The sequence below is a fragment of the Pseudomonas sp. TE3644 genome, assembly GCF_056278815.1.
This window is the reverse complement of the sequence record NZ_JBWBQF010000001.1, coordinates 5,442,650-5,466,363: the sequence shown is the minus strand read 5'-3', so window position 1 is coordinate 5,466,363 and position 23,714 is coordinate 5,442,650. Positions and strand designations below refer to the sequence as shown.

At 62.9% G+C, this 23,714-nt stretch carries 19 protein-coding genes; 6 read left to right on the top strand and 13 right to left on the bottom strand.

Annotated elements, in window-relative coordinates; genetic code table 11:
• Positions 1–23 precede the first annotated feature (23 nt).
• Positions 24–1,580 (top strand): alkaline phosphatase D family protein, encoded by a 1,557-nt coding sequence (locus tag ACZ9GA_RS24155; protein ID WP_457360271.1) that lies wholly within the window; start codon positions 24–26, stop codon positions 1,578–1,580.
• Positions 1,581–1,589: 9 nt separating this feature from the next.
• Here the strand turns inward: ACZ9GA_RS24155 and ACZ9GA_RS24150 are convergent, their stop codons facing one another.
• From ACZ9GA_RS24150 to ACZ9GA_RS24135, 4 genes are all read right to left on the bottom strand, one after another.
• Positions 1,590–2,828 carry a hypothetical protein gene (locus tag ACZ9GA_RS24150; RefSeq protein ID WP_457360273.1) on the bottom strand — a complete coding sequence of 413 codons (1,239 nt, stop codon included), beginning with the start codon at positions 2,826–2,828 and terminating at the stop codon, positions 1,590–1,592.
• A 34-nt stretch (positions 2,829–2,862) separates the two neighbouring features.
• Positions 2,863–4,134 carry a hypothetical protein gene (locus ACZ9GA_RS24145; RefSeq protein WP_457360275.1) on the bottom strand — a complete coding sequence of 424 codons (1,272 nt, stop codon included), beginning with the start codon at positions 4,132–4,134 and terminating at the stop codon, positions 2,863–2,865.
• Positions 4,135–4,219: 85 nt separating this feature from the next.
• Positions 4,220–6,601 (bottom strand): PepSY domain-containing protein, encoded by a 2,382-nt coding sequence (locus ACZ9GA_RS24140; RefSeq protein WP_457360277.1) that lies wholly within the window; start codon positions 6,599–6,601, stop codon positions 4,220–4,222.
• A 128-nt stretch (positions 6,602–6,729) separates the two neighbouring features.
• Positions 6,730–9,033, bottom strand: coding sequence for a TonB-dependent receptor (locus tag ACZ9GA_RS24135; RefSeq protein WP_457360279.1), 2,304 nt, complete (start codon positions 9,031–9,033; stop codon positions 6,730–6,732).
• A 208-nt stretch (positions 9,034–9,241) separates the two neighbouring features.
• Between ACZ9GA_RS24135 and ACZ9GA_RS24130 the strand changes: the two genes are divergently transcribed.
• Both ACZ9GA_RS24130 and ACZ9GA_RS24125 read left to right on the top strand, forming a co-directional pair.
• Positions 9,242–9,922, top strand: coding sequence for a Fe2+-dependent dioxygenase (locus ACZ9GA_RS24130; protein WP_457360281.1), 681 nt, complete (start codon positions 9,242–9,244; stop codon positions 9,920–9,922).
• Between the two features lies 1 nt (position 9,923).
• On the top strand, positions 9,924–10,670 hold the full coding sequence (locus tag ACZ9GA_RS24125) for a tetratricopeptide repeat protein (protein WP_457360283.1): 747 nt from the start codon (positions 9,924–9,926) through the stop codon (positions 10,668–10,670).
• A 229-nt stretch (positions 10,671–10,899) separates the two neighbouring features.
• Here the strand turns inward: ACZ9GA_RS24125 and ACZ9GA_RS24120 are convergent, their stop codons facing one another.
• The 5 genes from ACZ9GA_RS24120 to ACZ9GA_RS24100 form a co-directional block, all read right to left on the bottom strand.
• The gene (locus tag ACZ9GA_RS24120; protein ID WP_457360285.1) at positions 10,900–12,063 is read right to left on the bottom strand and encodes a type III PLP-dependent enzyme; all 1,164 of its coding nucleotides are present in this window, start codon (positions 12,061–12,063) and stop codon (positions 10,900–10,902) included.
• 449 nt (positions 12,064–12,512) lie between these two features.
• On the bottom strand, positions 12,513–13,679 hold the full coding sequence (locus ACZ9GA_RS24115; RefSeq protein ID WP_457360287.1) for an osmoprotectant ABC transporter ATP-binding protein OsmV: 1,167 nt from the start codon (positions 13,677–13,679) through the stop codon (positions 12,513–12,515).
• Positions 13,676–14,329, bottom strand: coding sequence for an ABC transporter permease (locus ACZ9GA_RS24110; protein WP_457360289.1), 654 nt, complete (start codon positions 14,327–14,329; stop codon positions 13,676–13,678). The genes ACZ9GA_RS24115 and ACZ9GA_RS24110 overlap by 4 nt, the downstream gene beginning before the upstream one ends.
• Positions 14,326–15,240: a glycine betaine ABC transporter substrate-binding protein gene (locus tag ACZ9GA_RS24105; RefSeq protein ID WP_457360291.1), complete on the bottom strand. Its 915-nt coding sequence runs from the start codon at positions 15,238–15,240 to the stop codon at positions 14,326–14,328. Before ACZ9GA_RS24105 ends, ACZ9GA_RS24110 begins: the two co-directional genes overlap by 4 nt.
• 14 nt (positions 15,241–15,254) lie before the next feature.
• A complete protein-coding gene (locus tag ACZ9GA_RS24100; RefSeq protein WP_457363658.1) occupies positions 15,255–15,941 on the bottom strand; it encodes an ABC transporter permease in 687 nt (228 codons plus the stop codon).
• Between the two features lie 414 nt (positions 15,942–16,355).
• Between ACZ9GA_RS24100 and ACZ9GA_RS24095 the strand changes: the two genes are divergently transcribed.
• Positions 16,356–16,943: a hypothetical protein gene (locus ACZ9GA_RS24095; protein WP_457360293.1), complete on the top strand. Its 588-nt coding sequence runs from the start codon at positions 16,356–16,358 to the stop codon at positions 16,941–16,943.
• 91 nt (positions 16,944–17,034) lie between these two features.
• On the top strand, positions 17,035–18,618 hold the full coding sequence (locus ACZ9GA_RS24090) for a peptide chain release factor 3 (protein WP_457360295.1): 1,584 nt from the start codon (positions 17,035–17,037) through the stop codon (positions 18,616–18,618).
• A 149-nt stretch (positions 18,619–18,767) separates the two neighbouring features.
• On the opposite strand, the gene catA is transcribed toward ACZ9GA_RS24090, so the two are convergent.
• The 3 genes from catA to ACZ9GA_RS24075 are packed head-to-tail and all read right to left on the bottom strand — an operon-like array spanning position 18,768 to position 21,205.
• The gene (gene catA / locus ACZ9GA_RS24085; RefSeq protein ID WP_457360297.1) at positions 18,768–19,700 is read right to left on the bottom strand and encodes a catechol 1,2-dioxygenase; all 933 of its coding nucleotides are present in this window, start codon (positions 19,698–19,700) and stop codon (positions 18,768–18,770) included.
• Between the two features lie 52 nt (positions 19,701–19,752).
• Complete coding sequence (catC, locus tag ACZ9GA_RS24080; RefSeq protein ID WP_455925564.1) at positions 19,753–20,043, bottom strand: muconolactone Delta-isomerase; 291 nt, start codon at positions 20,041–20,043, stop codon at positions 19,753–19,755.
• Between the two features lie 13 nt (positions 20,044–20,056).
• Positions 20,057–21,205 carry a muconate cycloisomerase family protein gene (locus tag ACZ9GA_RS24075; protein ID WP_457360299.1) on the bottom strand — a complete coding sequence of 383 codons (1,149 nt, stop codon included), beginning with the start codon at positions 21,203–21,205 and terminating at the stop codon, positions 20,057–20,059.
• 121 nt (positions 21,206–21,326) lie between these two features.
• Between ACZ9GA_RS24075 and ACZ9GA_RS24070 the strand changes: the two genes are divergently transcribed.
• Positions 21,327–22,223, top strand: coding sequence for a LysR family transcriptional regulator (locus ACZ9GA_RS24070; protein ID WP_457360301.1), 897 nt, complete (start codon positions 21,327–21,329; stop codon positions 22,221–22,223).
• Between the two features lie 357 nt (positions 22,224–22,580).
• Here ACZ9GA_RS24070 and ACZ9GA_RS24065 read toward each other — a convergent pair whose 3' ends face one another.
• Positions 22,581–23,660, bottom strand: a complete 1,080-nt coding sequence (locus ACZ9GA_RS24065; protein ID WP_457360303.1) for a polyamine ABC transporter substrate-binding protein — start codon at positions 23,658–23,660, stop codon at positions 22,581–22,583.
• Between the last annotated feature and the right edge of the window lie 54 nt (positions 23,661–23,714).

Here is a 23,714-nt window from a genome sequence, read left to right as displayed (position 1 = left end):
CGCGCAAAGGGAGGCGCTAACCCATGACCCACTTCACCCTAGGCCGCCGACGTCTGCTTCAAGCCGCTGGCGCCAGTCTGCTGATGCCCAGCCTGGCCCCCGCCGTGATCGCGTCGGCCAACGACCGCCCGCAATTGACCGACGGTGTGCAGTCCGGCGATCTGCTGGGCGACCGGGCCATGGTGTGGAGCCGCACCGACCGGCCGGCGCGCATGGTGGTGGAGTGGGACACGCGCAGCGTGTTCGGCAACCCGCGACGGGTGGTATCGCCGTTGGCCGATGCGCGTACTGATTTCACCGCCCGGGTGGAGTTGACGGGGCTGCCGGTGGATCAGGCGATTTTCTATCGGGTGCGCTTCGAAGATGCGCAGACCGGTGTCAGCAGCGAGCCCTGGTTCGGCCATCTGCGCAGCGCCCCCAGTCAGCGGCGTGACCTGCGGTTTGTGTGGAGCGGCGACACGGTGGGGCAGGGCTTTGGCATCAACCCGGACATCGGCGGCATGCGCATTTATGAAGCCATGCGCCTGCGCCTGCCGGACTTTTTTATCCACAGCGGCGACACCATTTACGCCGACAGCCCGGTGCCGGCGCAGTTGACCGTGGAGGACGGGCGCATCTGGCGCAACATCACCACCCCGGCCAAAAGCAAGGTCGCCGAGACGCTGGATGAATACCGTGGCAATTACCGCTACAACCTGATGGACGAGAACGTGCGGCGCTTCAATGCCGAGGTGCCACAGATCTGGCAGTGGGACGATCACGAGATGATCAACAACTGGTCGCCCAGCAAGCAGTTGGACAACCGCTACCAGACCCGCGACATCAACGTGCTGGTGGATCACGCGCGCCAGGCCTGGCTGGAGTATTCGCCCATGCGCCGGCAACAGGCGGACAACGGCGGGCGCATTTATCGCAAGCTCAGCTACGGGCCATTGCTGGACGTGTTCGTGCTGGACATGCGCAGCTATCGCGGTGGCAACGGCGCCAACCTGGAAACCCGTATGGACGGCGAGAGTGCCTTCATGGGGCGGGCGCAACTGGACTGGCTCAAGCAGCAACTCAAGGCCTCCACCGCGCAGTGGAAGGTGGTGGCCGCCGACATGCCCATCGGCCTTGGTGTGCCCGACGGCGAGGTCAGCCCTGGCGTGCCGCGCTGGGAGGCCATCGCCAACAATGACCCCGGCGCGCCCAAGGGACGCGAACTGGAGATGGCCGAATTGCTGGCCTTCCTGCGCGAGCACAAGGTGCGCAACCATGTGTGGCTGACTGCCGACGTGCATTACTGCGCGGCTCACCACTACCACCCCGACCGGGCGGCGTTTCAGGATTTCGAGCCGTTCTGGGAGTTCGTCGCCGGGCCCTTGAACGCCGGCAGTTTCGGGCCCAACCCGCTGGACGCCACCTTCGGCCCGCAGGTGGTGTTCCAGAAGGCGCCCCCGGCGCAGAACACCTCGCCACTGGCGGGCTTCCAGTTTTTTGGCGAGGTGAATATCGAAGGGCAAAGCGCTGAGCTGACCGTGACCCTGCGCGACCTGGACGGCGTGGTGGTGTTCAGCCAGAAGCTGCAACCGGCTGTATAGCCGCAGCGCTCACCCAAGCACCTTGATGACCTTGTCGCTGTAACACAGGTAGTAATCGCCTTGGGGGGAGCGCACGGTAGCCGGGCGCCCCTCGCCGAATCCCTGGCCCAGCCTGCAGTCGAAGGCGCTGTTGCCGTCATCCCCGAAATCGGTGTCGGGCTCGCAGCGTTGGTTGACCCGACTGATCTGAAACTGATGGGCCATGAACCGGTCGCTGTAAAGGCCCCAGGTCAACAGCCGGTAACTGCCCTGGTCACCCCAGGAAATGCCACTGCACCACCCGGTTTTGTGCTGGGAGACGCCTACCGGTGTCAGCCACAGTGCGCCACTGTTGAAGCCGGGGTCCACGCTGCCGTCGAGGGTAAAGCCCAACCCCGCGCAGTCACCGTTGCTACGCACACCCAGCACCTTGAAGGTATCGGCGGCATCGAGCACCAGCCGGTTGGTCTTGGCAAAGTCGGCATACGCCAGCGCGACCAGGCCATCGCCTTGCGGTCCGAACGGGAAGTCCCGGGTGCCATCTTCATTGAGGCGGACGACGAAGTTGTCATGCCGATCGGTGGGGGTAAACCGACGCTCCACCAGCACCAGCAGTTTGCCTTTATTGCTGCCGTGCTGTTGAACCTTGAGGTCGACGGGCATGTTCCAGATGGGCTCCTGGCCGGCCAGGTCGATCACGGTGAACCCGGTTTGATTGAAGCCTGCGTCCAGCCCACCGTCCTGGTCCAGTCGCAGCACCACGGTCAGCAGGTGGGTATTGCTGCCCTGCCATTTTGCAGCGAAAGCCACATACCAGTAACTATCGTGCCGGACGGTGGTCAGTTTGCCGCTGAAGGCGGGAATCAAATCGCCCAGTGGCACATACACGGCGCCGTCCTGCCCGAAGCCTGGGTCGGGCAGGCCGTCGGGCTGGTAGCGTTTGATCATCAATTGGCTGGCCTGCGCGGCGATCACGGTGGGGCGGTCATCCCACAGGTGCAGCGCGGCGTTACGCGAACGTAGCGTGCCATCGAACAACGCGCCATCGCCCTTGGCAAAGCGCGTGTCCAGGGCACCCTGGGCGGTGAACTTGCTGAGCCAGTAGCCTTCGTCCGGGTTGTCCGACAGCACTAGCACGCCACCGTCACCGGCAAGTTGCATACCTTGGCACCTGGAAGGCCCGGCAAGGTGATCCAGGCTGACGATTGCGCCCAGCCCAAACGAGGGGTCCAGGTCACCGGGTTCGTTGATTTCGTCTTGAGCACTCATGGTCATATTCCTCTGATGGAAAACGAGGGGGCAGTCAGTCGCGCAGCACTTTGAGCAAGGCCGGGCCAAGGCCAAGCCAATAGGCGTCCTGGGTCAGCAACGTGGTTTTCTTCTCGGCGGAATAGCCGCTGGGCAGGTTGTAGATGAACCGGGAGAGGCCGGCGTCGCCAAAGCCCTCATCCTGCTCGCAATCGCGGTTCACACGGTTCACGTACACGCGGCGCTCATGGGTGGTGTTGTAACCCCATGTCATCAACCGGTAGTCCAATAGTCGGCCGGTGGATGTGCCGCTTAGCCAGAAATCATTGGCGTTCGAGGTCCACAGGCTGCCGCCGTTGAAGGCCACGTCAATGTTGCCGTTGGCGGTATAGCCCCGCGCGGCGCCCTCGAAGTCCCACTGCACGCCGATGACCTTCAGGTCATCGTTTTCGTCCGCGATCATTTCCTGGATATCCAGGATGTCGTCGGCGGGCAGTGCCACCCGGTTTGAATTGCTGTCGCCGAAGGTGTAGTCGTGGCTGCCGTCCGCATTCAACCGCACCATGAAGTCGGACAGAGCATCGGTATCGCCGGTCAGCAAGGCCCTTCTGCGCACAAACAACACGGGCTTGCCGGCGTTGGCGCCATGGGTTTGCACAATCAGGCGCGCGGGGGTGTTCCAGATGATCGCTTCTCCCGCCAGGTCAATGACGGTGTAACCTTTTTTATCGAAGCTCAGGTCGAGTTCGAACTGGTCATTCAGGCACACCAGCACGGATAGATAGCGGTCGCCAAACCAGCGCGCCGCGAAGGCGACAAACCAGCGGTTGCCGTGCTGAACCGTCAGCATGGGGCCTTTTGAGTAACCGGGGACTTTACCGGCCGGTACGCTGGCGCCGGTGTGGGGCAGGTTGAACCCGTCAAAAGGGATGCTGATGCGCCCCCCTGTCCCGAAGCCACTGTCCGGCAGCCCGTTTGGCAGAAAACGGTCAATGGTGAGGTGGGCGATGTCGTCAGAAAAAATCAGGGGCTTGTCACCCTGCAACTGCAGGTCGGCGCTGGCCGAACTGTTCGGGGCGTCGTTGATGATGTAGCCCTTGCCGCCTGCGAAGGTACGGTCCTGCACGCCGCTGGCGCTGTATTTGGACAGGAAAGCACCATAGGTTTGCAGGGAGTTGCACAGCACATACAACTCACCCTGCGCAGTGGTTTTCACAGCCTTTATGTTGGGCAAAGGGTTGCTGCCCAGCTCAATGGTCAGTACACCATCGAGGCCGAAATCGGGGTCCAGTTCACCTGGTTTGCGGGTACTTGAGGAAGCGTTCATGGGCGAGGGCTCCGGCGTCAACGAAGTGTTGATTGGATCCCTCGTCCCACCCGGCGTCTACTGTAAGAACTGACAGGTACCCCCGTCAGTACACATCGCGACGATAACGGCCCTGCTCGCTCAGCGACTCCACAGTATCCTCACCCAACACCTCACGCAGCGCCGCTTCCACGCCGCCGGCCATGCCTTGCAGGCTGCCGCAGACGTAGATCAGCGCACCATCGGCCACCCATTCACGCACCTCGCGGGCATGTTCACGCAGACGGTCCTGCACATAGATCTTGCTGGCCTGGTCACGCGAGAACGCCAGGTCCAGGCGTTGCAGGTGACCGCTGGCGTACCAGGCTTTCAACTCGTCCTGGCACAGGAAGTCGTGGGCACTGTGGCGCTCGCCAAAGATCAGCCAGTTGCGTGCATGGCCTTTGGCGGCGCGGGCCTTGAGCAGGCTGCGCAGGCCGGCCAGGCCGGTGCCGTTGCCGATCAGGATGACGGGCGCATCGTCAGCAGGCACATGGAAGCCGGCGTTGCGACGCACATGCAGGCTGATGGCCGCGCCCAGTGGCGCGTGCTCGGTCAGCCAGCCCGAACCCAGGCCCAGGGTGCCGTCCGGGTGGCGCTCCAGGCGCACGATCAATTCCAGACGGCCATCTTGCGGGATGGACGCAATGGAGTATTCCCGCGCCTGGGTCTGTAGCGGTACGTCGCTGCTCAGGCGCGGCATCACTTCGATCAGGTCGCCCGCTTGCCAGGTGTGCGGCGCCGGTGGCGTCAGCCCCAGCAGGTACACCGGACCGCCTTCGCTGCCGGGGTTCAGCAGGCGGCGCTCGCTCAGGGTCCAGTCTTCGTACAGCGGCGCCTGCCAGGCCATGATCGGCTGCGCGCCGGTGAGCTGGCCCAGTTGTTCCTGCCAGTGTTGCAGCGGCAGCGGGTCGGCGCTGTCCACTTCCACCGGGGCGAAGGCGCTTTGCGCACCGCGCTCGCCCAGCCATTGGTGCAGGCGCTGGCCAAAGCCGCAGAAGTGCTGGTACTGGCGATCGCCCAGGGCCAGCAGTGCATAGTTGAGGTGCGCCAGTGACCAGGCCTGGCCCAGCACTTTACGCTCGAAACCACGGGCGCTGTCCGGTGCTTCGCCGTCGCCGAACGTGCTGACCACAAACAGTGCGTTTTGCGCCTGGCTCAGGTCCTGCTCGGTCAGCCGCGCCAGCGGTTCCACGCGCACCGCAAGGCCTGCGGCTTGCAGTTGGCTGGCGCTCTGCCAGGCCAGTTGCTCGGCGAAGCCGCTCTGGCTGGCGAAGCCGATCAACCAGGCATCGGCTGCGGCCTTGGCGCCATCCACGCCCTGACGAGCAGCGCGCACCTGGCGTTTCTTGCGGCGGCGGTCCAGGTACAGCAGCCAGCCAGTGATGAAGAACAGCGGCATGCACACGGCCGCCGCGGTGTTGAGAATACGGCCGATGATGCCGAAGTAGCTGCCCACGTGCAGGGCGTAGACGCTGTCCAGCAGCTGGCCACCCAGGGCCTTGTCGGCGAAGCGTTCCTGGTGGCGCACCTTGCCGGTCAGCGGCTCGATGATCAGGCTGTTGAACGCGCGCTCATGCGGCGCGTCCTTGAGCAGGTAGAACACAGTCAACGGCTGGCCTTGGGGTGCCAGGCGCAGGTTGTAGGCGCTCAAGTCCGGCCCGGCCTGGTTGCGGATGCTGTCCCAGACGGCGTCGTAGTTCACCTCGACCGGGCCGCTGGGCGGGGCGGGGCGCTGCATGCGTCCGCGTGGTCGCTCATGCTGGCCGCCTTTGGGAGCCTCGCCCAGCATTGTGTTCAAGCCTTCGCGCACCCAGTCGTAAGACCAGAACAGGCCCGTCACCGACAGCAGCAGATAGAAGAATAGACACCAGGTACCGGCGACCGCGTGCAGGTCCCAGTTGAAGGCGCGGCCTTTCTTGGCCCACTCCAATGTCAGCCAGGCGCGCCAGTTCAGCGCCTTGCGCGGCCAGCGCAGGTACAGGCCCGACAGGCAGAAGAACACCAGGATCAAGGTGCAGGCGCCGGTGATGTTCTTGCCGAACTCGCCCATGGCCAGGAACCGGTGCAGTTGCAGGGTAAAGCCGAAGAAGCCTTCACCGCGCACCCGGCCCAGCAGCTCACCGGTGTAGGCGTTGAAGTAACGCAGCTCACCGCGACGCTCGCCCGGTGGCGGGGTGAAGAACACCCGCGAGGCCAGCCCGGTGTCGTTTTCCACCCACAGCGCCGAGATCGACTTGCCCTTGGCCGCCTCAAGCCTGGGCACCAGCTGCGAAGGCGGCAGTACGCCGCTGTCCTGCACCTGCACCTTGAGGCTGGTGGGGTTGAGGGTCTGCAGGATTTCATCCTGGAACGACACCAGCGCACCGGTCACGCCCATCAGGGCCAGGATCAGCCCTGCGGTGATACCGAAAAACCAGTGCACTTGAAACAGTGTTTTCTTCAACACTTGAGATCACCTTGCCAAAACGGGCGCTGAACGCGGCGGGTAGTATGCCGGATCGGTTGCGAATAAGTCCCAAACACGCAAAAGCCCCGCTCAACCAGTGAGCGGGGCCTGGGGCCACTTCTATAGGGTTAGAAGTGGAAGTTGGTGCTGAACAACACGGTACGACCGGCTGCCTGGTTGGCGAAGTGCGCGGCGTAAGCCTTGTCGTAGTAGACCTTGTCGGTCAGGTTTTGCACGTTGAGCTGGAAGTCGACGTTTTTGCTCAGCTTGTACGCGGCCATGGCGTCGTAGCGGGTGTAGGACGGTACGTACACGGTGTTGGCCGTGTCGCCCCAGACTTCGCCCACATAGAAGGCGCCGCCGCCGATGGTCAGCTTCGGTGCCACTTGGTAAGTGGTCCACAGGCTGGCGCTGTGTTTCGGGGTGTTCGGCAGTTCCTTGCCATCGGTAGCAGCACCGCCGGTGACGGTACCGTTACGGCCTGCCAGGCCCCCACTGACGATCTCGCTGTCCAGGTAGCTGTAGCCGGCGAACACTTGCCATTTCTCGGTGATCTTGCCGGTGGCCGACAATTCGAAACCGTCGACGCGGGTCTTGCCGGCGTTTTCATAGGTGTTGTTGGCGGTCAGCACCCGGGTGTTTTCTTTCTCGGTGCGGAAGATGTCAGCGGTCAGCGACACGCGATCCTGGAACACATCCCACTTGGTACCGATTTCGTAGTTTTTGGTGGTTTCCGGCTCCAAGTCGCTCTGCAGCGTGCTGTTACCGGCGGTCAGCGGGTTGCCGTCCACACCTTCGTTGAGCATGGCGCCCGGCGGGGTGGCCGAGGTGGCGAACGAGGCGTAGATGCTGCCGTTGTCCGTCGGCTTGAAGACCAGGCCGGCCTGCCAGTTCCAGAAGTTGGAATCGTTGCTGGTTTTGCCAGTGGTGGCGTTGTCGGCCTTGGTATCGAAGCTGTCGTAGCGCGCGCCCAGGTTCAGCAGCCATTGCGGGTCCAGCTCGATGGTGTCGAAGGCATAGATGGCGCGGGTGTTTGCGGTGGTCTTGGTGCCCGCGTAGTTGCGGGTGATGGTGCCGGTGTAGTCGTCGTTCGGGTTCGGGTCGCTCAGCGAGGTACAGGTGCCGCCGTTGGTCTCGCCTGGCTGGCAACCGGTGCCGCCTGGGGAGGTGGCACCCGGGTTGCTGTTGGCCGGGTTGGCGAAGGTGTAGCCGGTAACATGGCTGACTTCACGCGTGAATTCGACACCGGTGGAGTAGTTGTTCTTGAAGCCCAGTGCGTTGAACTCGCCAAACAGATCGGTCTGGTTGGTGGTGGTTTCGGTGGTGCTGACGCGGGCGTTGGCGCGGCGCCACACGGTGCCGTACTTGTTGACGTTCTTCTGGCTGTCGTCGGGCTGGGTCAGGATGTAGTCCTGGCCGGTGCTGCCGTGGCGCAGGGTGTTTTTCAGCGTCATGGTGTCGCTGAAATCGTGCTCGAACGAAATGGTGCTGATGTCGGCGCGGGTCTTGCGGAAGTCGCGGTCCTTCAGGCCATAGAAGTTGCTGCTGTCGCCGCCGTCGGTGGGTTTGTCGTGCACGTGGGCGGTAGCCGTGGCCGAGCTGTAGCCGTACGGGATGCCCGAGTCCGGCAGGTCGTTGCTTTCCACGTGGTAGTAGCTGAGGTTCAGCCGGTTCTCGGTGCCCAGGCCGAAGGTCAGCGACGGCGCCACGCCCCAACGGTCGTAGTTGACCGAGTCACGGCCGGCCACATTCTGTTCGTGGCTCATCAGGTTCAGGCGGAACGCTGCGGTGTCGAGGAACTTGCGGTTCACGTCCAGGGTGTAGCGACGGGTCTGGTCGGAGCCATAGGTGAAGCCGCCGTCGAGGAAGTCATGGTCCTTGGGCAGCTTGCTGATCAGGTTGATGCTGCCACCGGCCGAGCCGCGGCCGCCGAAGGCCGAGTTCGGGCCCTTGCTGACTTCCACCGATTCAATGTCGAAGATTTCCCGGGTCTGGGCGCCTGTGTCGCGCACACCATCCAGGTAGGTGTCGCCCTGGGCGTCGAAGCCGCGAATGAACGGGCGGTCGCCCTGCGGGTTGCCGCCTTCACCCGCGCCAAAGGTAATGCCCGGCACGGTGCGCAGGGCGTCCTGCAGCGAGGTGGCGGCAGTGTCCTTGATGACTTGCTGGGGGATCACGGTGACCGAACGGGGGGTGTCGGTGAGCGGTGCGGTGTATTTGCTCGAGGCCGATTTCTCGACTTGGTAGGAAGGCTCCTGCGCCTCGCCGGTGATGCTGGTAGCACCCAGCGAAATAGCGCCGGTCTGCTTGGCATCGGTGTCTTCGGCGGCCTGCGTGTACTGGGCAACCGAAGCTGCACCCAAGGCCATGCCGATGGCGGACACCAGCAAGCGCGGTGAGCTGACAGGAACGTAAACGTGTTGGCGTGACATTGTTTTTAGCCTTCCCCAAGGTGTTCGAGGCGGCGGAATGTAGGGTAAATGAAATTCGGTATCAATTGCGACACGGTGCTATCCGCACTGAATTTACGTTCTTTACACTTTTGCCTTACGGTTTTTACAATTTCGTACGTCAGGCACTTGTACACAGTCAATAAGAATCAATACCATTGGCATCCATCCGTTTTCAGGTGCCATCGCCATGCTGTTGCACATCCCCGCCATCTTCTCCCCGAAGGAAGTGGCACGCATCCGCCAGGCCCTGGAAACCGCTGATTGGGCCGACGGCAAAATGACCGCCGGGCACCAGTCAGCCAAGGCCAAGCACAACCTGCAGCTTCCCGAAGGCCACCCGCTGGCGGTGGAGATCGGCGCGGCGATGCTGGAGCGGCTGTGGAAAAATCCGCTGTTCATGTCGGCGGCGTTACCGCACAAGGTGTTTCCACCGTTGCTGAACTGTTACACGGCCGGCGGCAATTTCGATTTCCACATCGACAACGCCGTGCGCCAGGCCCGTGGCAATCCCGAGCGGGTGCGTACCGACCTGTCGTCCACGCTGTTCTTCAGTGACCCTGACGAGTACGACGGCGGCGAGCTGGAAATCCAGGACACCTACGGCACCCAGCGGGTGAAGCTGCCGGCCGGCGACCTGGTGCTGTACCCCGGCACCAGCCTGCACAAGGTCAACGCCGTGACCCGCGGTACCCGCTACGCCTCGTTCTTCTGGACCCAGAGCCTGGTGCGCGAAGACAGCCAGCGGGCGCTGCTGTTCGAGATGGACGGTGCCATCCAGAGCCTGACCCGCGATGTGCCCGATCACCCATCGCTGGTGCGCCTGACCGGCACGTATCACAACCTGCTGCGCCGCTGGGTGGACGTCTGACATGGGCTTTGAGCTGCGCCGCGAAGAGGTGCTCGATGCCGATCGGCTGAGCGCCATGCTCACCGAAAACCCGGCGCGGGCAGCCCAGGCGATCTTGATTGCTGCCCGTGCTGGCGTGGTCGATGCCCAGGCGCTGCTGGGGCAGATCCTGCTTGATGGCCAGGGCATAGAACGTGATCCGGCGCTGGCGCGCACCTGGTTCGAGATTGCTGCCAACGGCGGGCAACTGATGGCGCGCAACATGCTCGGCCGTTGCCATGAGCATGGTTGGGGCGGCCCGGCCGATACCGCGCAGGCGGCAATGCATTATCGCGAAGCGGCGGCAGCGGGGCTGGACTGGGGGCTCTACAACTATGCCAACCTGCTGGGTACCGGCCGTGGCGTGGCCCTGGACCATGAGCTGGCGCTGGTGTGCTACCGGCGTGCCGCGCTGATGGGCCACGCCAAGTCGATGAACCTGCTGGGGCGTTACCTGGAACACGGCATGGCCTGCGAGGCTGACCCGGCCCAGGCCCACGACTGGTATCGGCGTTCGGCGCAGGCCGGGGATTTTCGCGGGCAGTTCAGCCATGCGGCCGTGTTGGCCGAGGCGGGCAGGGTGGATGAGGCCTTGCATTGGCTGCAGGTGGCGCTGGAGGGCGGCAACCTGAATTTCCTGCGGGTCAGCGGGCCGGCGCTGTTGCAGGCCAGCGATGCGCGCATCCGCGCGATGGCCGCCCAATACGCCGCCAAGGCCGCCACCCTGTAGCCGCTGCCGCCAGGCTGCGCTGGCCGGTATTAACCCTGAAAATCTCCAGCGAAGGACAGCGCAGCCTGTCGGCAGCGGCTACAACGCATTCCTGTAGCCGCTGCCGAAGGCTGCGCTGGCCCAGTGCCCCGCCCACGATCCTCAGGGTTCACATTGGCCAGCGCAGTCTGGCGGCAGCGGCTACAAAAAAGCCCCGCACTAGGCGGGGCTTTTTCATTTTGCCAACAGCTTAGATGTAGAACGACTTCAGCGGCGGGAAGCCGTTGAATTCCACAGCGCTGTAGCTGGTGGTGTAGGCACCGGTGGACAGCCAGTACAGGCGGTCACCGATGGCCAGGTTCAGGGGCAGGCCGTACTTGTAGTTTTCGTACATGATGTCGGCGCTGTCGCAGGTTGGGCCGGCGATCACCACTTCTTCCACTTCACCTTTCTTCTCGGTCCAGATCGGGAACTTGATGGCTTCGTCCATGGTTTCGATCAGGCCGCTGAATTTGCCCACGTCGGTGTATACCCAACGCTCGACGGCGGTGCGCGACTTGCGGGCTACCAGTACCACTTCGCTCACCAGGATACCGGCGTTGGCGATCAGCGAACGGCCCGGCTCCAGGATGATTTCCGGCAGTTCGTCACCGAAGTCTTCCTTCAGGAAGCGGATGATTTCTTCAGCGTAGGTTTCCAGGCTGTTGGTACGGGTGATGTAGTTGGCCGGGAAGCCGCCACCCATGTTGATCAGCTTGAGGTGGATACCGTCTTCTTCTTTCAGACGCTCGAAGATCACCTTCACCTTGGCGATGGCGGCGTCCCACACGCTGATGTCGCGCTGCTGCGAACCCACGTGGAAGGAGATGCCGTACGGCACCAGGCCCAGGTCACGGGCCAGGATCAGCAGGTCCATGGCCATGTCGGTCTGGCAGCCGAATTTGCGGGACAGAGGCCAGTCAGCCGTGGTGGAGCCTTCGGTGAGGATACGCACGTACACTTTCGAACCTGGGGCGGCCTTGGCGATGTTGCGCAGGTCGGCTTCGGAGTCGGTGGCGAACAGGCGCACGCCTTTCTCGTAGAAGTAGCGGATGTCCTTGGACTTCTTGATGGTGTTGCCGTAGCTGATGCGCTCAGGACCAACGCCCTGGCCCATGACCTTGTCCAACTCGTAGATGGAGGCGATGTCGAAGCTCGAACCCTTGTCACGCAGCAGGTCGATGATTTCGACGGCTGGGTTGGCCTTGACCGCGTAGTACACCTTGGCGAATTCGAAGCCGGCGCGCAGGTCGTCGTAGGCCTGGCTGATCATCTGAGTGTCGATGAGTACGAAAGGGGTTTCTTGCTTGTCGGCGAACGCCTTCATTTTCTGAAAGGTTTCGCGCGCGAAATAGTCTTCGACCTGGATCGACATGCTGGGACTCCTGCTGGCAAACATTGAAAATATTCATGGGTGAAGGTGGCACCCGGTGCACACCTCTCTTGACCGCCCTCCGTATCCCCACTTTGGTTCGCCTACTTCCCAAGGCATGTCGCCGAAAGCAAAAAGGCCATAAGAAGCGTTGCTTCCACATGGCCTGCTGTCTCGTCGTCAGTACTTGAGCCGGATGGATCGTTTCCAGCATGGACGGTCGGCGCGAACTTTAGGACGTGAGGGGCTCAAGATCAACAAAAAATGTCGCGTTTTTACACGCGTTCGTCGCTGAGCCTTGGGCATACCCTTAGTAACCGACCTGCATGACAGGCTGATGTTCCCCTGCATACCCCAGTAGCCGCTGCCGACGGGCTGCGCTGGCCCTGTGCCTCACTGGAAATTTTCAGCGCACATCAGGGCCAGCGCAGCCTGGCTGCAGCGGCTACAGGTCAGGCAGTGGCCTGCTCTACCAGCTCGGCGGGGGAGACGATGTTGGTCTTCATGCCGCGCGAGCGGCCCGAGCTCAGGTAGGCCGCGATCGACTCCTGTGTCACCTCGCCCAGGAACACATTCTGGGCATCCAGCACCGGCAACCACGCGCGGTTGAACTCGTACATGCGCGACAGCAGGATGCGCAAATGCTCGTCATACGCCGCGGTGGCGTTGAACGGCCGCAGGTAGTCCTGGCAGGTGCCCTGCTGGCGGTGCAGGTCGCGGCGGCGCACGTAGCCCATGGCCTTGTTGTCGGCGTCGGTCATGACCACGTAGCGGCGGTCGTGCTCGTCCATCAGTTCCAGGGCGTCGGCCACCGGCGTCTCGGGGCTTACCGAGGGGGCGTTGTCGGCGGCGTCTTCTGCCTTCACCAGCAGCAGGCGCTTGAGGGTGCTGTCCTGGCCCACGAAGTTGCTGACGAAGTCGTCCACCGGGTGTGCCAGCAGGGTGTCGGGGTGGTCGATCTGCAGCAGTTTGCCGGCGCGGAAAATAGCGATCTTGTCGCCCAGCTTGATGGCTTCGTCGATGTCATGGCTGACCATGATCACGGTCTTGTTCAGCGCGCGCTGCATCTCGAAGAATTCGTTCTGGATCATCTCGCGGTTGATCGGGTCGACCGCGCCGAACGGCTCGTCCATCAGCAGCAGCGGGGCGTCGGCCGCCAGGGCGCGGATCACGCCGATGCGCTGTTGCTGGCCACCCGACAGTTCACGCGGGTAGCGGTGCAGGTACTGCTTGGGCTCCAGCTTGATCATGCTCATCAGGTCGCGGGCGCGCTCGTGGCATTTTTGCTTGTCCCAGCCCAGCAGGCGCGGCACCACGGTGATGTTTTCCTCGATGGTCATGTTGGGGAACAGGCCGATCTGCTGGATTACGTAACCGATGTTGCGGCGCAGGGTCACTTCATCCAGGCCGGTGGTGTCCTCGCCGTTGATCAGCACCTTGCCCGAGGTGGGCATGATCAGGCGGTTGATCATTTTCAGCGTGGTGCTTTTGCCGCAGCCCGAAGGCCCCAGGAACACGCAGATCTCGCCTTCATTGACGGTCAGGCTCACGGAATCCACGGCTTTGACGTCTTTGCCGTTGCTGGTGAAGGTCTTGGTCAGGTTCTGAAGTTCGATCATTTGAGTAATCCTTTGGGAGTCAGGGCGCGTTGCAGCCATTGCAGGGCGAGGTCGGCGATGATCGCCAATACGCTCACCAGCACGGCGCCGACGATGAGCATCGACATGTCGCTGCGGCTGATGGAGGTGAGGATGAGGACGCCCAGGCCACCGGCGCCGATGGTGGCGGCGATGGTCATGACGCCGATGTTCATGACCACGGCGGTGCGTACGCCGGCCAGGATCACCGGCACGGCGATGGGCAGTTCGACCATGCGCAGGCGCTGGCCGAAGGTCATGCCGATGCCGCGCGCCGCTTCACGGATGCCCGGTTCCACGCCGGTCAGGGCCAGGTAGGTGTTACGCATGATGGGCAGCAGCGAGTACAGGAACACCGCGGTGATGGCCGGCAACGGCCCCAGCCCCTGGCCGAACTTGGAGTAGAACGGCAGCAGCAGGCCAAACAGCGCGATGGACGGGATGGTCAGCAGCACCGTGGCGCTGGCCTGCATCACGCCGGCGGCGGAGGGGAAGCGGGTCATGACGATGCCAAGCGGCACGCCCACCAGAATCGCCAGGCTCACGGCCACGCCCACCAGGGCGATGTGCTGGCCGGTCAGGTGCAGCACCTGGGCCCAGTCCAGATGCGAGAAGGTGTCGAGGAAATTCATGGTTGCTCCTTCGCGGCTGCAGGCACGGGGTGGTCACGCAGGAACTGCGCGGCCACGGCGGTCGGGCTCAGGTGCTCGACGTCGACCTGGGCGTTGAGCTGGCGCATGGTTTCGTCGTCCAGCAGTTCGGCCAGCGGCTTGAGGTCGGCGGCCAGGTCCGGGTGGGCGTCGAGAAAGTCCTTACGCACCACCGGCGCTGCGGTGTAGTCCGGGAAGTAGTGCTTGTCGTCTTCCAGCAGCTTGAGGTGGAAAGCGTTCAGGCGGCCGTCGGTGGTGTACACCAGGCCGGTGAACACCTGGCCGTTGCGCAGGGCGGTGTAGACCAGGCCGGCGTCCATCTGTCGGATATCGCGGCGGGTGAATTTCAGGTCGTAGGTGTGGGTCAGGCCCACCAGGCCGTCGGAGCGGTTGGCGAACTCTGTGTCCAGCGCCAGCACGTGGCCCTTGTTCGGTTCATCGCGCAGCACCTGGTTGAGCTGGCTGATGGTGTTGACCTGTGGGTACGCCTTGGCGATGTTTTGCGGCAAGGCCAGGGCGTAGGTGTTGCTGAATTTCGACGGGGTCAGCCACACCAGGCCCTTCTTGGCGTCCAGCTCCTTGACCCGTTGATAGGTGGCGGCGCTGTCTAGTTTCTCGTCCACGTGGTTGTAGGACACCAGCGACACGCCGGTGTATTCCCACACCATATCCAGCTGGTTGGTTTCCTGGGCGCTGCGCGCCAGGTTGCTGCCCAGGCCACTGGTGACCTGCACGTTGTAGCCCTTGGCATCGAGGTATTGCGCGGTGATGGCGGCCAGCACCGACTGTTCGGTGAACACCCGGGCGCCGAGGCGGATCACCGGTTTTTCGGCGGCGTGGGCAACGCCCGCGCACAGCAGGGCCAGGCCCAGCAGCATGCTTGGTACTTTCATGAAGGATCCCTTGTTCAGCGAGTCAGACCGCGTTCCAGCCACAGGCGGCTGGCCATGGACACCAGGCCGTCGAGCAGCAGTGCCAGCAGCGCCGTGCAGGCGGCACCCAGCAGCAGTTGCGGCTGATTGTTCAGGGCGATGCCGGGGAAGATCAGGCTGCCAAGGCTGTTGGCGCCGATCAGGAACGACAGCGGGGCGGTACCGACGTTGATGGCCAGGGCCACGCGCACGCCACCGACGATGATGGGCACGGCGTTGGGCAGTTCGACCTGGAACAGCACCTGGCGCGGCGTCATGCCGATGCCGGTGGCGGCTTCCTTGAGTGAGCCCTGAACGTTTTTCAGGCCTTCATAGGTGTTGCGCACAATGGGCAACAGGGACGCGAGGAACAGGGCGAAGATGGCCGGGCCGCTGCCGATGCCAAGGATGCCCAGGGCGATGGCCAGTACGGCCAAGGGGGGGACGGTGTTACCGATATTGAAGATCTGCATGAAGCGTTCGGCGCGGCCAACCATGTTCGGTCGGCTCAGGGCAATGCCCGCGGGGATCCCCACCACCAGCGCGGCAACCATCGAGGCCACCACCAGAATCAAATGCGCTTGCAGGTAAAACAGTAAATCTTCACGGTACTGCTCGATGGTACTGATGCCGATCCAGTGGATCAGCAGGGCCAGGATGGCGACAACTGCCGCACACCCCATCAGCCCTTTGCCATAGCGAATAGCCACAGGCGGACTCCTATTTTTTCAGTCGGCGCACCCACCGTCGGTGGCGACCAGCCATGCCTGGCGGTCAACGGTGAGTTCGCGAGAAGCAGCTCGCGGACACCTGTGCAGACAGGTGTCGACGCGTGCCATAAGCGCAGCCTCGTCAGGCTACTGTTGCCGGTAGTGCAACACCCTGACGAATGGTCGAATCAGGGGAGTGGACGTCTCTACTTCTTAAAAGGTTCCCATGGACGACAGCATTTGGCCACCCTTTATGGGGTGAGCGGTCATTTTGGGTCCTTTGTTTTCAATGACATAACCCTGCATTGCTCGGAGGCTTTTCCGGTTTATGCCGGAACGCTCGCCCACGTAGTTTGGCCGCTCCATTCATTGGCAGGGAGCCATACCATGGCCAAGTCGTTAGCTGATAAATCGTTTGTCGCCACCATCAAATGTCAGGTTGCAGGGTTCGAGGGGTACTGGGACCGTCACGAGGTGTTCGCCCACCCCTATGGCAGTCATTTGCCTGGGCAGCGCATTGTGTCGTCCTACCTGACGGTCAATAACTTCTGCAATTTTCCTGACGTTGATGAAAGTGAGCGTTGCCGCTTCACCTTCAAATGCTATGCCCTCACGGACGGCTCGCCGGCTTATCAGATATTCGTCAAGGCAGGTGACGAGTATCAGCAGTTGGATGTGACGCAGGAGTTCGGGTATTTGCGCTTCTACCCGGTGAAGGAGTCCGATGCATTCTGGCGCATTTACATCGACGGCCAGCGCGGTGGCCCGACAGAGGTGGGTACGTACCGGCGATTTTCCATGCGCCCGTTTTTCAAGGCGCCATGGACATACCTGGGCAACCGCCAGAAGGATGGCAGGGTGATCCCGGTCAGTCGCAAGAACGATGGCAAGTACTGGCATGCCTATTTCGACGCAGACGGCCACCCCAGCGGCGGGGAGATGGTAGGTGACCTGAACGTGCTGAAGATGGGCTGACAGACCGGGCGTCCACCCACGGGTTCAGCTTGGGGCGGCTTTAGGCTATACTCGCCGCCCTTTTTTCGAATCTCCCTCCAGGCGATCTCCCATGACCCAACAGGCCGCCGAAGTCGCGAAACGCCGCACTTTCGCCATTATCTCCCACCCGGACGCCGGTAAAACCACCATCACCGAGAAACTCTTGCTGATGGGCAAGGCCATTGCCGTCGCCGGTACCGTGAAGTCGCGCAAGTCCGACCGTCACGCCACCTCCGACTGGATGGAGATGGAGAAGCAACGTGGTATCTCCATCACCACCTCGGTGATGCAGTTCCCGTATCGCGACCACATGGTCAACCTGCTCGATACCCCGGGCCACGAAGACTTCTCGGAAGACACCTACCGCACCCTGACCGCGGTGGACTCGGCGCTGATGGTGCTCGACGGCGGTAAAGGCGTAGAGCCGCGTACCATCGCCCTGATGGACGTATGCCGTCTGCGTGACACGCCGATCGTCAGCTTCATCAACAAGCTGGACCGTGACATTCGCGACCCGATCGAGCTGCTCGACGAAATCGAAGCGGTACTGAAGATCAAGGCGGCGCCCATCACCTGGCCGATCGGTTGCTACCGTGACTTCAAGGGCGTGTACCACCTGGCTGGCGACTACATCATCGTCTACACCCCGGGCCACGGCCACGAGCGTACCGAGACCAAGATCATCGAGAAGCTGGACTCCGACGAGGCACGCGCGCACCTGGGTGACGAGTACGACCGTTTCATCGACCAACTGGAACTGGTGCAGGGCGCATGCCACACCTTCAACCAGGAAGAGTTCATGAACGGCCAGATGACCCCGGTGTTCTTCGGCACCGCCCTGGGCAACTTCGGTGTCGACCATGTGCTCGACGCGGTGGTGGACTGGGCGCCGCGTCCGCTGGCCCGCGTGGCCAATGAACGTACCGTGGAACCGGTGGAAGAGAAGTTCACCGGCTTTGTGTTCAAGATCCAGGCGAACATGGACCCCAAGCACCGCGACCGTATCGCCTTCATGCGCATCTGCTCGGGCAAGTACGAGAAAGGCATGAAGATGCGCCACGTGCGCACCGGCAAGGACCTGCGCATCGGCGACGCCCTGACGTTCTTCTCGTCCGAGCGTGAGCAGCTGGAAGAAGCCTTCGCCGGCGACATCATCGGCCTGCACAACCACGGCACCATCCAGATCGGCGACACCTTCAGTGAAGGCGAAGCGCTGGGCTTCACCGGTATCCCGCACTTCGCCCCGGAACTGTTCCGCCGCGTACGCCTGCGTGACCCGCTCAAGTCCAAGCAACTGCGCCAGGGCCTGCAGCAGTTGGCCGAAGAAGGCGCCACCCAGGTGTTCTTCCCCGAGCGCAGCAACGACATCATCCTGGGCGCTGTGGGTGTGCTGCAGTTCGACGTGGTCGCCAGCCGCCTGAAGGAAGAGTACAAGGTGGAATGCTCTTACGAGCCGATCACCGTGTGGTCTGCGCGCTGGGTTGATTGCGCCGACAAGAAGAAATTCGAGGAATTCAAGAACAAGGCCGTGGAAAACCTGGCGGTGGACGGCGGTGGTCACATGACCTACCTGGCGCCTACCCGGGTGAACCTGGCGCTGATGGAAGAGCGCTGGCCGGACGTGAAATTCCGCGCCACGCGCGAGCACCACTAAAAACAAAAAGGGCAGCCCACGGGCTGCCCTTTTTCATTTGCTCAGATCACCTGTAGCCGCTGCCGCCAGGCTGCGCTGGCCCTATGTCTCCCTGGATATCTCAAGTGTCCACAAGGGCCAGCGCAGCCTTCGGCAGCGGCTACAGGTGCTTAGTTTTCTTCCAAAGCCCGCACGCGCTCGCCGCGCTGTTGCGCTTTCGGCGTTTCGGTCGGCTGCAAGGTGAAGTCGAAATCGATTTCGGCAAACGTGCCGCTCACCCCGTGTTGCTGCGCCCGCCCCTGATCATCGCTGAAGCGAATCTGCGCCACCAACTCATCACGCGTCGCATAGGCGAAATCGTCGTACAGGTACTTGTCCCCCGCCAGGTTGATCTGCGTGGTCAGGTGCCGATGCCCCGGCGCCGAGATGAAGAAGTGAATGTGCGCCGGGCGCTGGCCGTGGCGGCCCAGCTGGTCCAGCAACTGCTGGGTAGGGCCGTCCGGCGGGCAGCCATAGCCCGAGGGCACGATGCTGCGGAAACGATAGCGGCCTTCGCTGTCGGCCTGGATGCGACGGCGCAGGTTGAATTCCGACTGTGAGGGGTCGAAGTAGGAGTAGGTGCCGCCGGTGTTGGCCTGCCACACATCGACGATGGCGCCCGGCACGGGCTGGCCGTCGACGTCTTTCACCTGGCCCTGCATGAACAGCACGGTGCCGGCATCGCTGCCGTCGTCCAGGCGCGCTTCGTATTGGCTCAGCGGTGCACCGGCTACGTACAGCGGGCCTTCGATGGTTCGCGGGGTGCCGCCCAACTGGCCGGCTTCTGCGTCCTGGGCATCCAGTTGCAGGTCCATGTAGTGTTCCAGTCCAAGGCCGGCCACCACCAGCCCGGCTTCCTGGCGTGCGCCCAGCACGTTGAGGTAGTTCACGGCAGCCCAGAATTCCTCAGGGGTTACGTTCAGGTCCTCGATGATCTTCACCGAGTCCTTCAGTACGCGATGGATCAAGGTCTTGACCCGCGGATTGCCAGCGTCGTTGAACACACCGCTGGCTTCTTTCAGAAACTGCTGTACCGGTTCGGTTTGCGAAATGTGGACAGTCATGGTTGAGGCCTCATTTTATATTTATTAGTCAGCGCGCCAGGTCAGGCGTGAATCAACGGTCGTCTTCGTGGATCGAGGACGGGTGGCGGCACATCGCGTCCACCTCGATCGCCATGTAGGGGAACAGCGGCAGTTGCATCAGGGTGTCGTGCAGTTCCTGCACGCTGGCCACATCGAACACGCTGTAGTTGGCGTACGCCCCGGCAATGCGCCACAGGTGCCGCCATTTGCCCTCTTGCTGCAGGCGCTGGGCCAGTTCCTTTTCGTCGGCTTTGAGGCGGGTGGCCTTGGCCGGGTCCATGTCAACCGGCAGGTTCACGGTCATTTTTACGTGAAACAGCATGGCAGGTGTCTCCTCAACTGTGGCTGTAGGCTTTGGTCGCCTTGTCGCGGCGGTAAAACGCCACGCGGTCTTCGTCCAGTTCCAGGCCCAGGCCCGGGGTATTCGGTACCTGCAGCTGGAAGTCCTGATACACCGGAGGGGTGGCCAGAATGTCTTCGGTCAGCAACAGCGGGCCGAAAAGCTCGGTGTCCCAGGCCATCTTCGGCAGGGTGATGAAAGCGTGGGCCGAGGCCAGGGTGCCGATGCCGCCTTCCAGCATGGTGCCACCGTACAGGCCGATGCCGGCCGCGTCGGCAATGGCGGCGGCGCGCAGGGCGGCGCGCGGGCCGCCGGTCTTGGCGATCTTCAGGGCGAAAATGGTGCCGGCCCCCAGGCGCGCCAGGTTATAGGCGTCCTCCACTGACTCGATAGCCTCGTCCGCCATGATCGGGATCGGGCTGCTGGCGCTCAGGCGGGCCAGGCCGACCTGGTTGTAACGCGAGATCGGTTGCTCCACCAGGTCGATGCCGTTGTCGCCCAGGACACGGCAGGCGCGCAGGGCCACGGCCTCGTCCCACGCCTGGTTGACGTCCACGCGCACGCTGGCGCGGTCGCCCACGGCCTTCTTGATGGCGATGACGTGAGCCAGGTCCTTGCTGACTTCACCGGCGCCGATCTTCAGTTTGAAGATGCGGTGGCGGCGCACGTCGAGCATCTTTTCCGCCTCGGCAATGTCGCGGCCGGTGTCGCCGCTGGCCAGGGTCCAGGCCACCGGCAGGCTGTCGCGCAGGCGGCCGCCCAGCAGCTCGCTCACGGCCAGGCCCTGGCGCTTGCCCTGGGCGTCCAGCAGGGCGCTTTCGATACCGGACTTGGCGAAGGTGTTGCCGCGCACGCTGCGCTCGATGCGCTGCATGGCCGCGTTGATGTTGTCGGCCGGCTGGCCGACCAGCAGCGGGGTGATGTGGGTGTCGATGTTGACCTTGATGCTGTCCGGGCTTTCGTTGCCGTAGCTCAGACCGCCAATGGTGGTGGACTCGCCGATGCCTTCGATGCCATCGCTGCAACGCAGGCGCAGCAGCACCAGGGTCTGGTTCTGCATGGTGTGCATGGCCAGCTTGTGCGGGCGGATGGTTGGCAGATCGACAATGATCGTCTCGAGAGACTGGATCGTGGGATGACTCATTTCGATACCCGTCAGGTTATGTTCTTGTATGACCCGATAGTGATACGGCGCTTTCTTGCAATCCAATATAGAATTGGTCTGGTTTGATACCTGTCGGGTATTGTCAGCGTGGAGGCGCGTTGTGGAACTCAGGCATCTTCGTTATTTTCAGGCGTTGGCCCAGACCCTGAACTTCACCCGCGCCGCCGAGCGCCTGCACATTGCCCAGCCGCCCTTGAGCCGGCAGATCCAGCAACTGGAGGACGAGTTGGGCGTGAGCCTGATCGAGCGCGGCCGCCCCTTGCGCCTGACCGAAGCAGGCCGTTACTTCTTCGAACACAGCGGCGCATTGCTCCATCAACTCGATACCCTGTGTGAAAACACCCGGCGCATCGGCCTGGGCAAAAAGACCTGGATGGGCATCGGCTTTGCGCCCTCGACGCTGTACGGCGTGCTGCCGGAAATGATCCGCCGCCTGCGCAGCGAAGACGCCGAAATCGAGCTGGAACTGGGGCTGTCGGAGATGACCACGGTGCAGCAGGTGGAAGCCCTGAAGACTGGGCGCATCGACGTGGGCTTTGGCCGCATCCACATCGACGACCCCGCCATCGTCCAGACCGTGCTGCGCGAAGACCGCCTGATCGCCGTGCTGCCCACCGGCCACCCGCTGCTGGGCCACACCGCCAGCCTGGCGCAATTGGCCTGCGAGCCCTTCGTGCTGTACCCCGGCAACCCACGCCCCAGCTACGCCGACCATGTGCTGGCGCTGTTCGCGGCCCATGGCCTGAGCATCAAGGTGGCGCAATGGACCAACGAACTGCAGACCGCCATCGGCCTGGTAGGGGCGGGCATCGGCATTACCCTGGTGCCGGAGTCGGTGCAGATTCTGCATCGCGATGACATCGGCTACAGCCCGTTGCAGGAGGCCAACGCCACCTCGCCGATCATCCTCAGCCGACGGGTGGGGGATGTGTCACCGGCGGTGGGGTATTGCCTGGAGGTGATTGCGGCGCTGAAGGCGGGCACGTACCGGCCTTGAGACGAGCCAACAAGGCTAGAACCCCGGTATCTCAGGCCATGGTACGTTGCAACAAATGTGGGACCGGGCTTGCGCGTGAGGCGGGGAAGCGCCGCGCGGGCGGCGCTCGATCTCAAGAGCAGCGAAAAACCCCAAGGCATGCACTTACAAGCCACACCATCACATCTACAGGGCCGTGGCGTGGCTTAAAGGTGCTTGTCTGGAGGCCTTGTCGTTCTTAAGACCGCGCGCCGCCCGCGCGGCGCTTCCCCGCCTCACGCGCAAGCCCGGTCCCACATTTGTTGCAACGTACCATGGCCTGACACACCGAGGTTTTAGCCTTGTGCGCCTGGCACTTGATCGAGTGAAAGGTGAGTGTCACGCCCCCGCCACCACCTTCCCCCACACCTGCTTGCGCACCAGATCAATATCCGCCGGCATCGCCTCCAACGGAAACAGCCGGCTCATGGTGTCTTCATCCGGGTACACCAGGCTGTTGCCGCGCAGCGACGGGTCGATGAGCGCATCGGCCTTTTCATTGCCGTTGGCGTAATGCACGTAGTTGCTGATGCCGGCGATTACCTTGGGCTCCAGCAAGTAGTTCAGGAAGGCGTAGGCGGCCTTGGGGTCCGGCGCGTCGGCGGGCATGGCAACCATGTCGAACCACAGCGGGGCACCTTCGCGGGGTACGGAGTAGGCGATGTTGACGCCGTTGTTCTTAGCGCGGGCGGCGGTCTGGGCCTGCAGCACGTCGCCGTTGTAGCCCACCACCACGCAGACCTTGCCGTCGGTGAGGTCGTCGATGTAGCGGCCGGTGTCGAAATAGGCCACGTTGGGGCGGATTTTCAGCAGCAGCGCTTCGGCCTTCTGGTAGTCGTCCGGCTTTTTGCTGTGGGGCGCCAGGCCCAGGTAGTTGAGGGTGATGGGCAGCAGTTCCGGGCCGCTGTCGACGAAGGCCACGCCGCAGGCCTTGAGCTTGCTGATGTTCTCGGGCTTGAACACCAGGTCCCAGCTGTCCACGGGGGCGTTGTCGCCCAGCACGGCCTTGACCTTGTCGATGTTGTAGCCGATGCCGGTGCTGCCCCACAGGTAGGGGAAACCGTGGCGGTTGCCGGGGTCGTTGACTTGCAGCAGCTTGAGCAGCACGGGGTTGAGGTTGTCCCAATTGGGCAGTTTGCTGCGGTCCAGCTCCATCAGGTCATGGTGCTGCACCTGGCGCGCCATGTAGTGGGTGGACGGGAACACCACGTCGTAACCGGAGTTGCGTGCCGCCAGCTTGTCGTTCAGCACTTCGTTGCTGTGATACAGCTCGTAGGTGGGGACGATGCCGGTGCGCGCCTGAAAGTTCTTCAGGGTATCGGGGGCGATGTACTCCGACCAGTTGTAGACCTTGACCGTCTCGGCGGCCTGGGCGGCGCCGGTGGCAAGCAGCAGAAGGGCAATCAGGGGACGCAGCATCGGGCAAGCCTTGGCGGAGTGGGCTGCTACAGCATAAGCCACCTTGACGCAGAT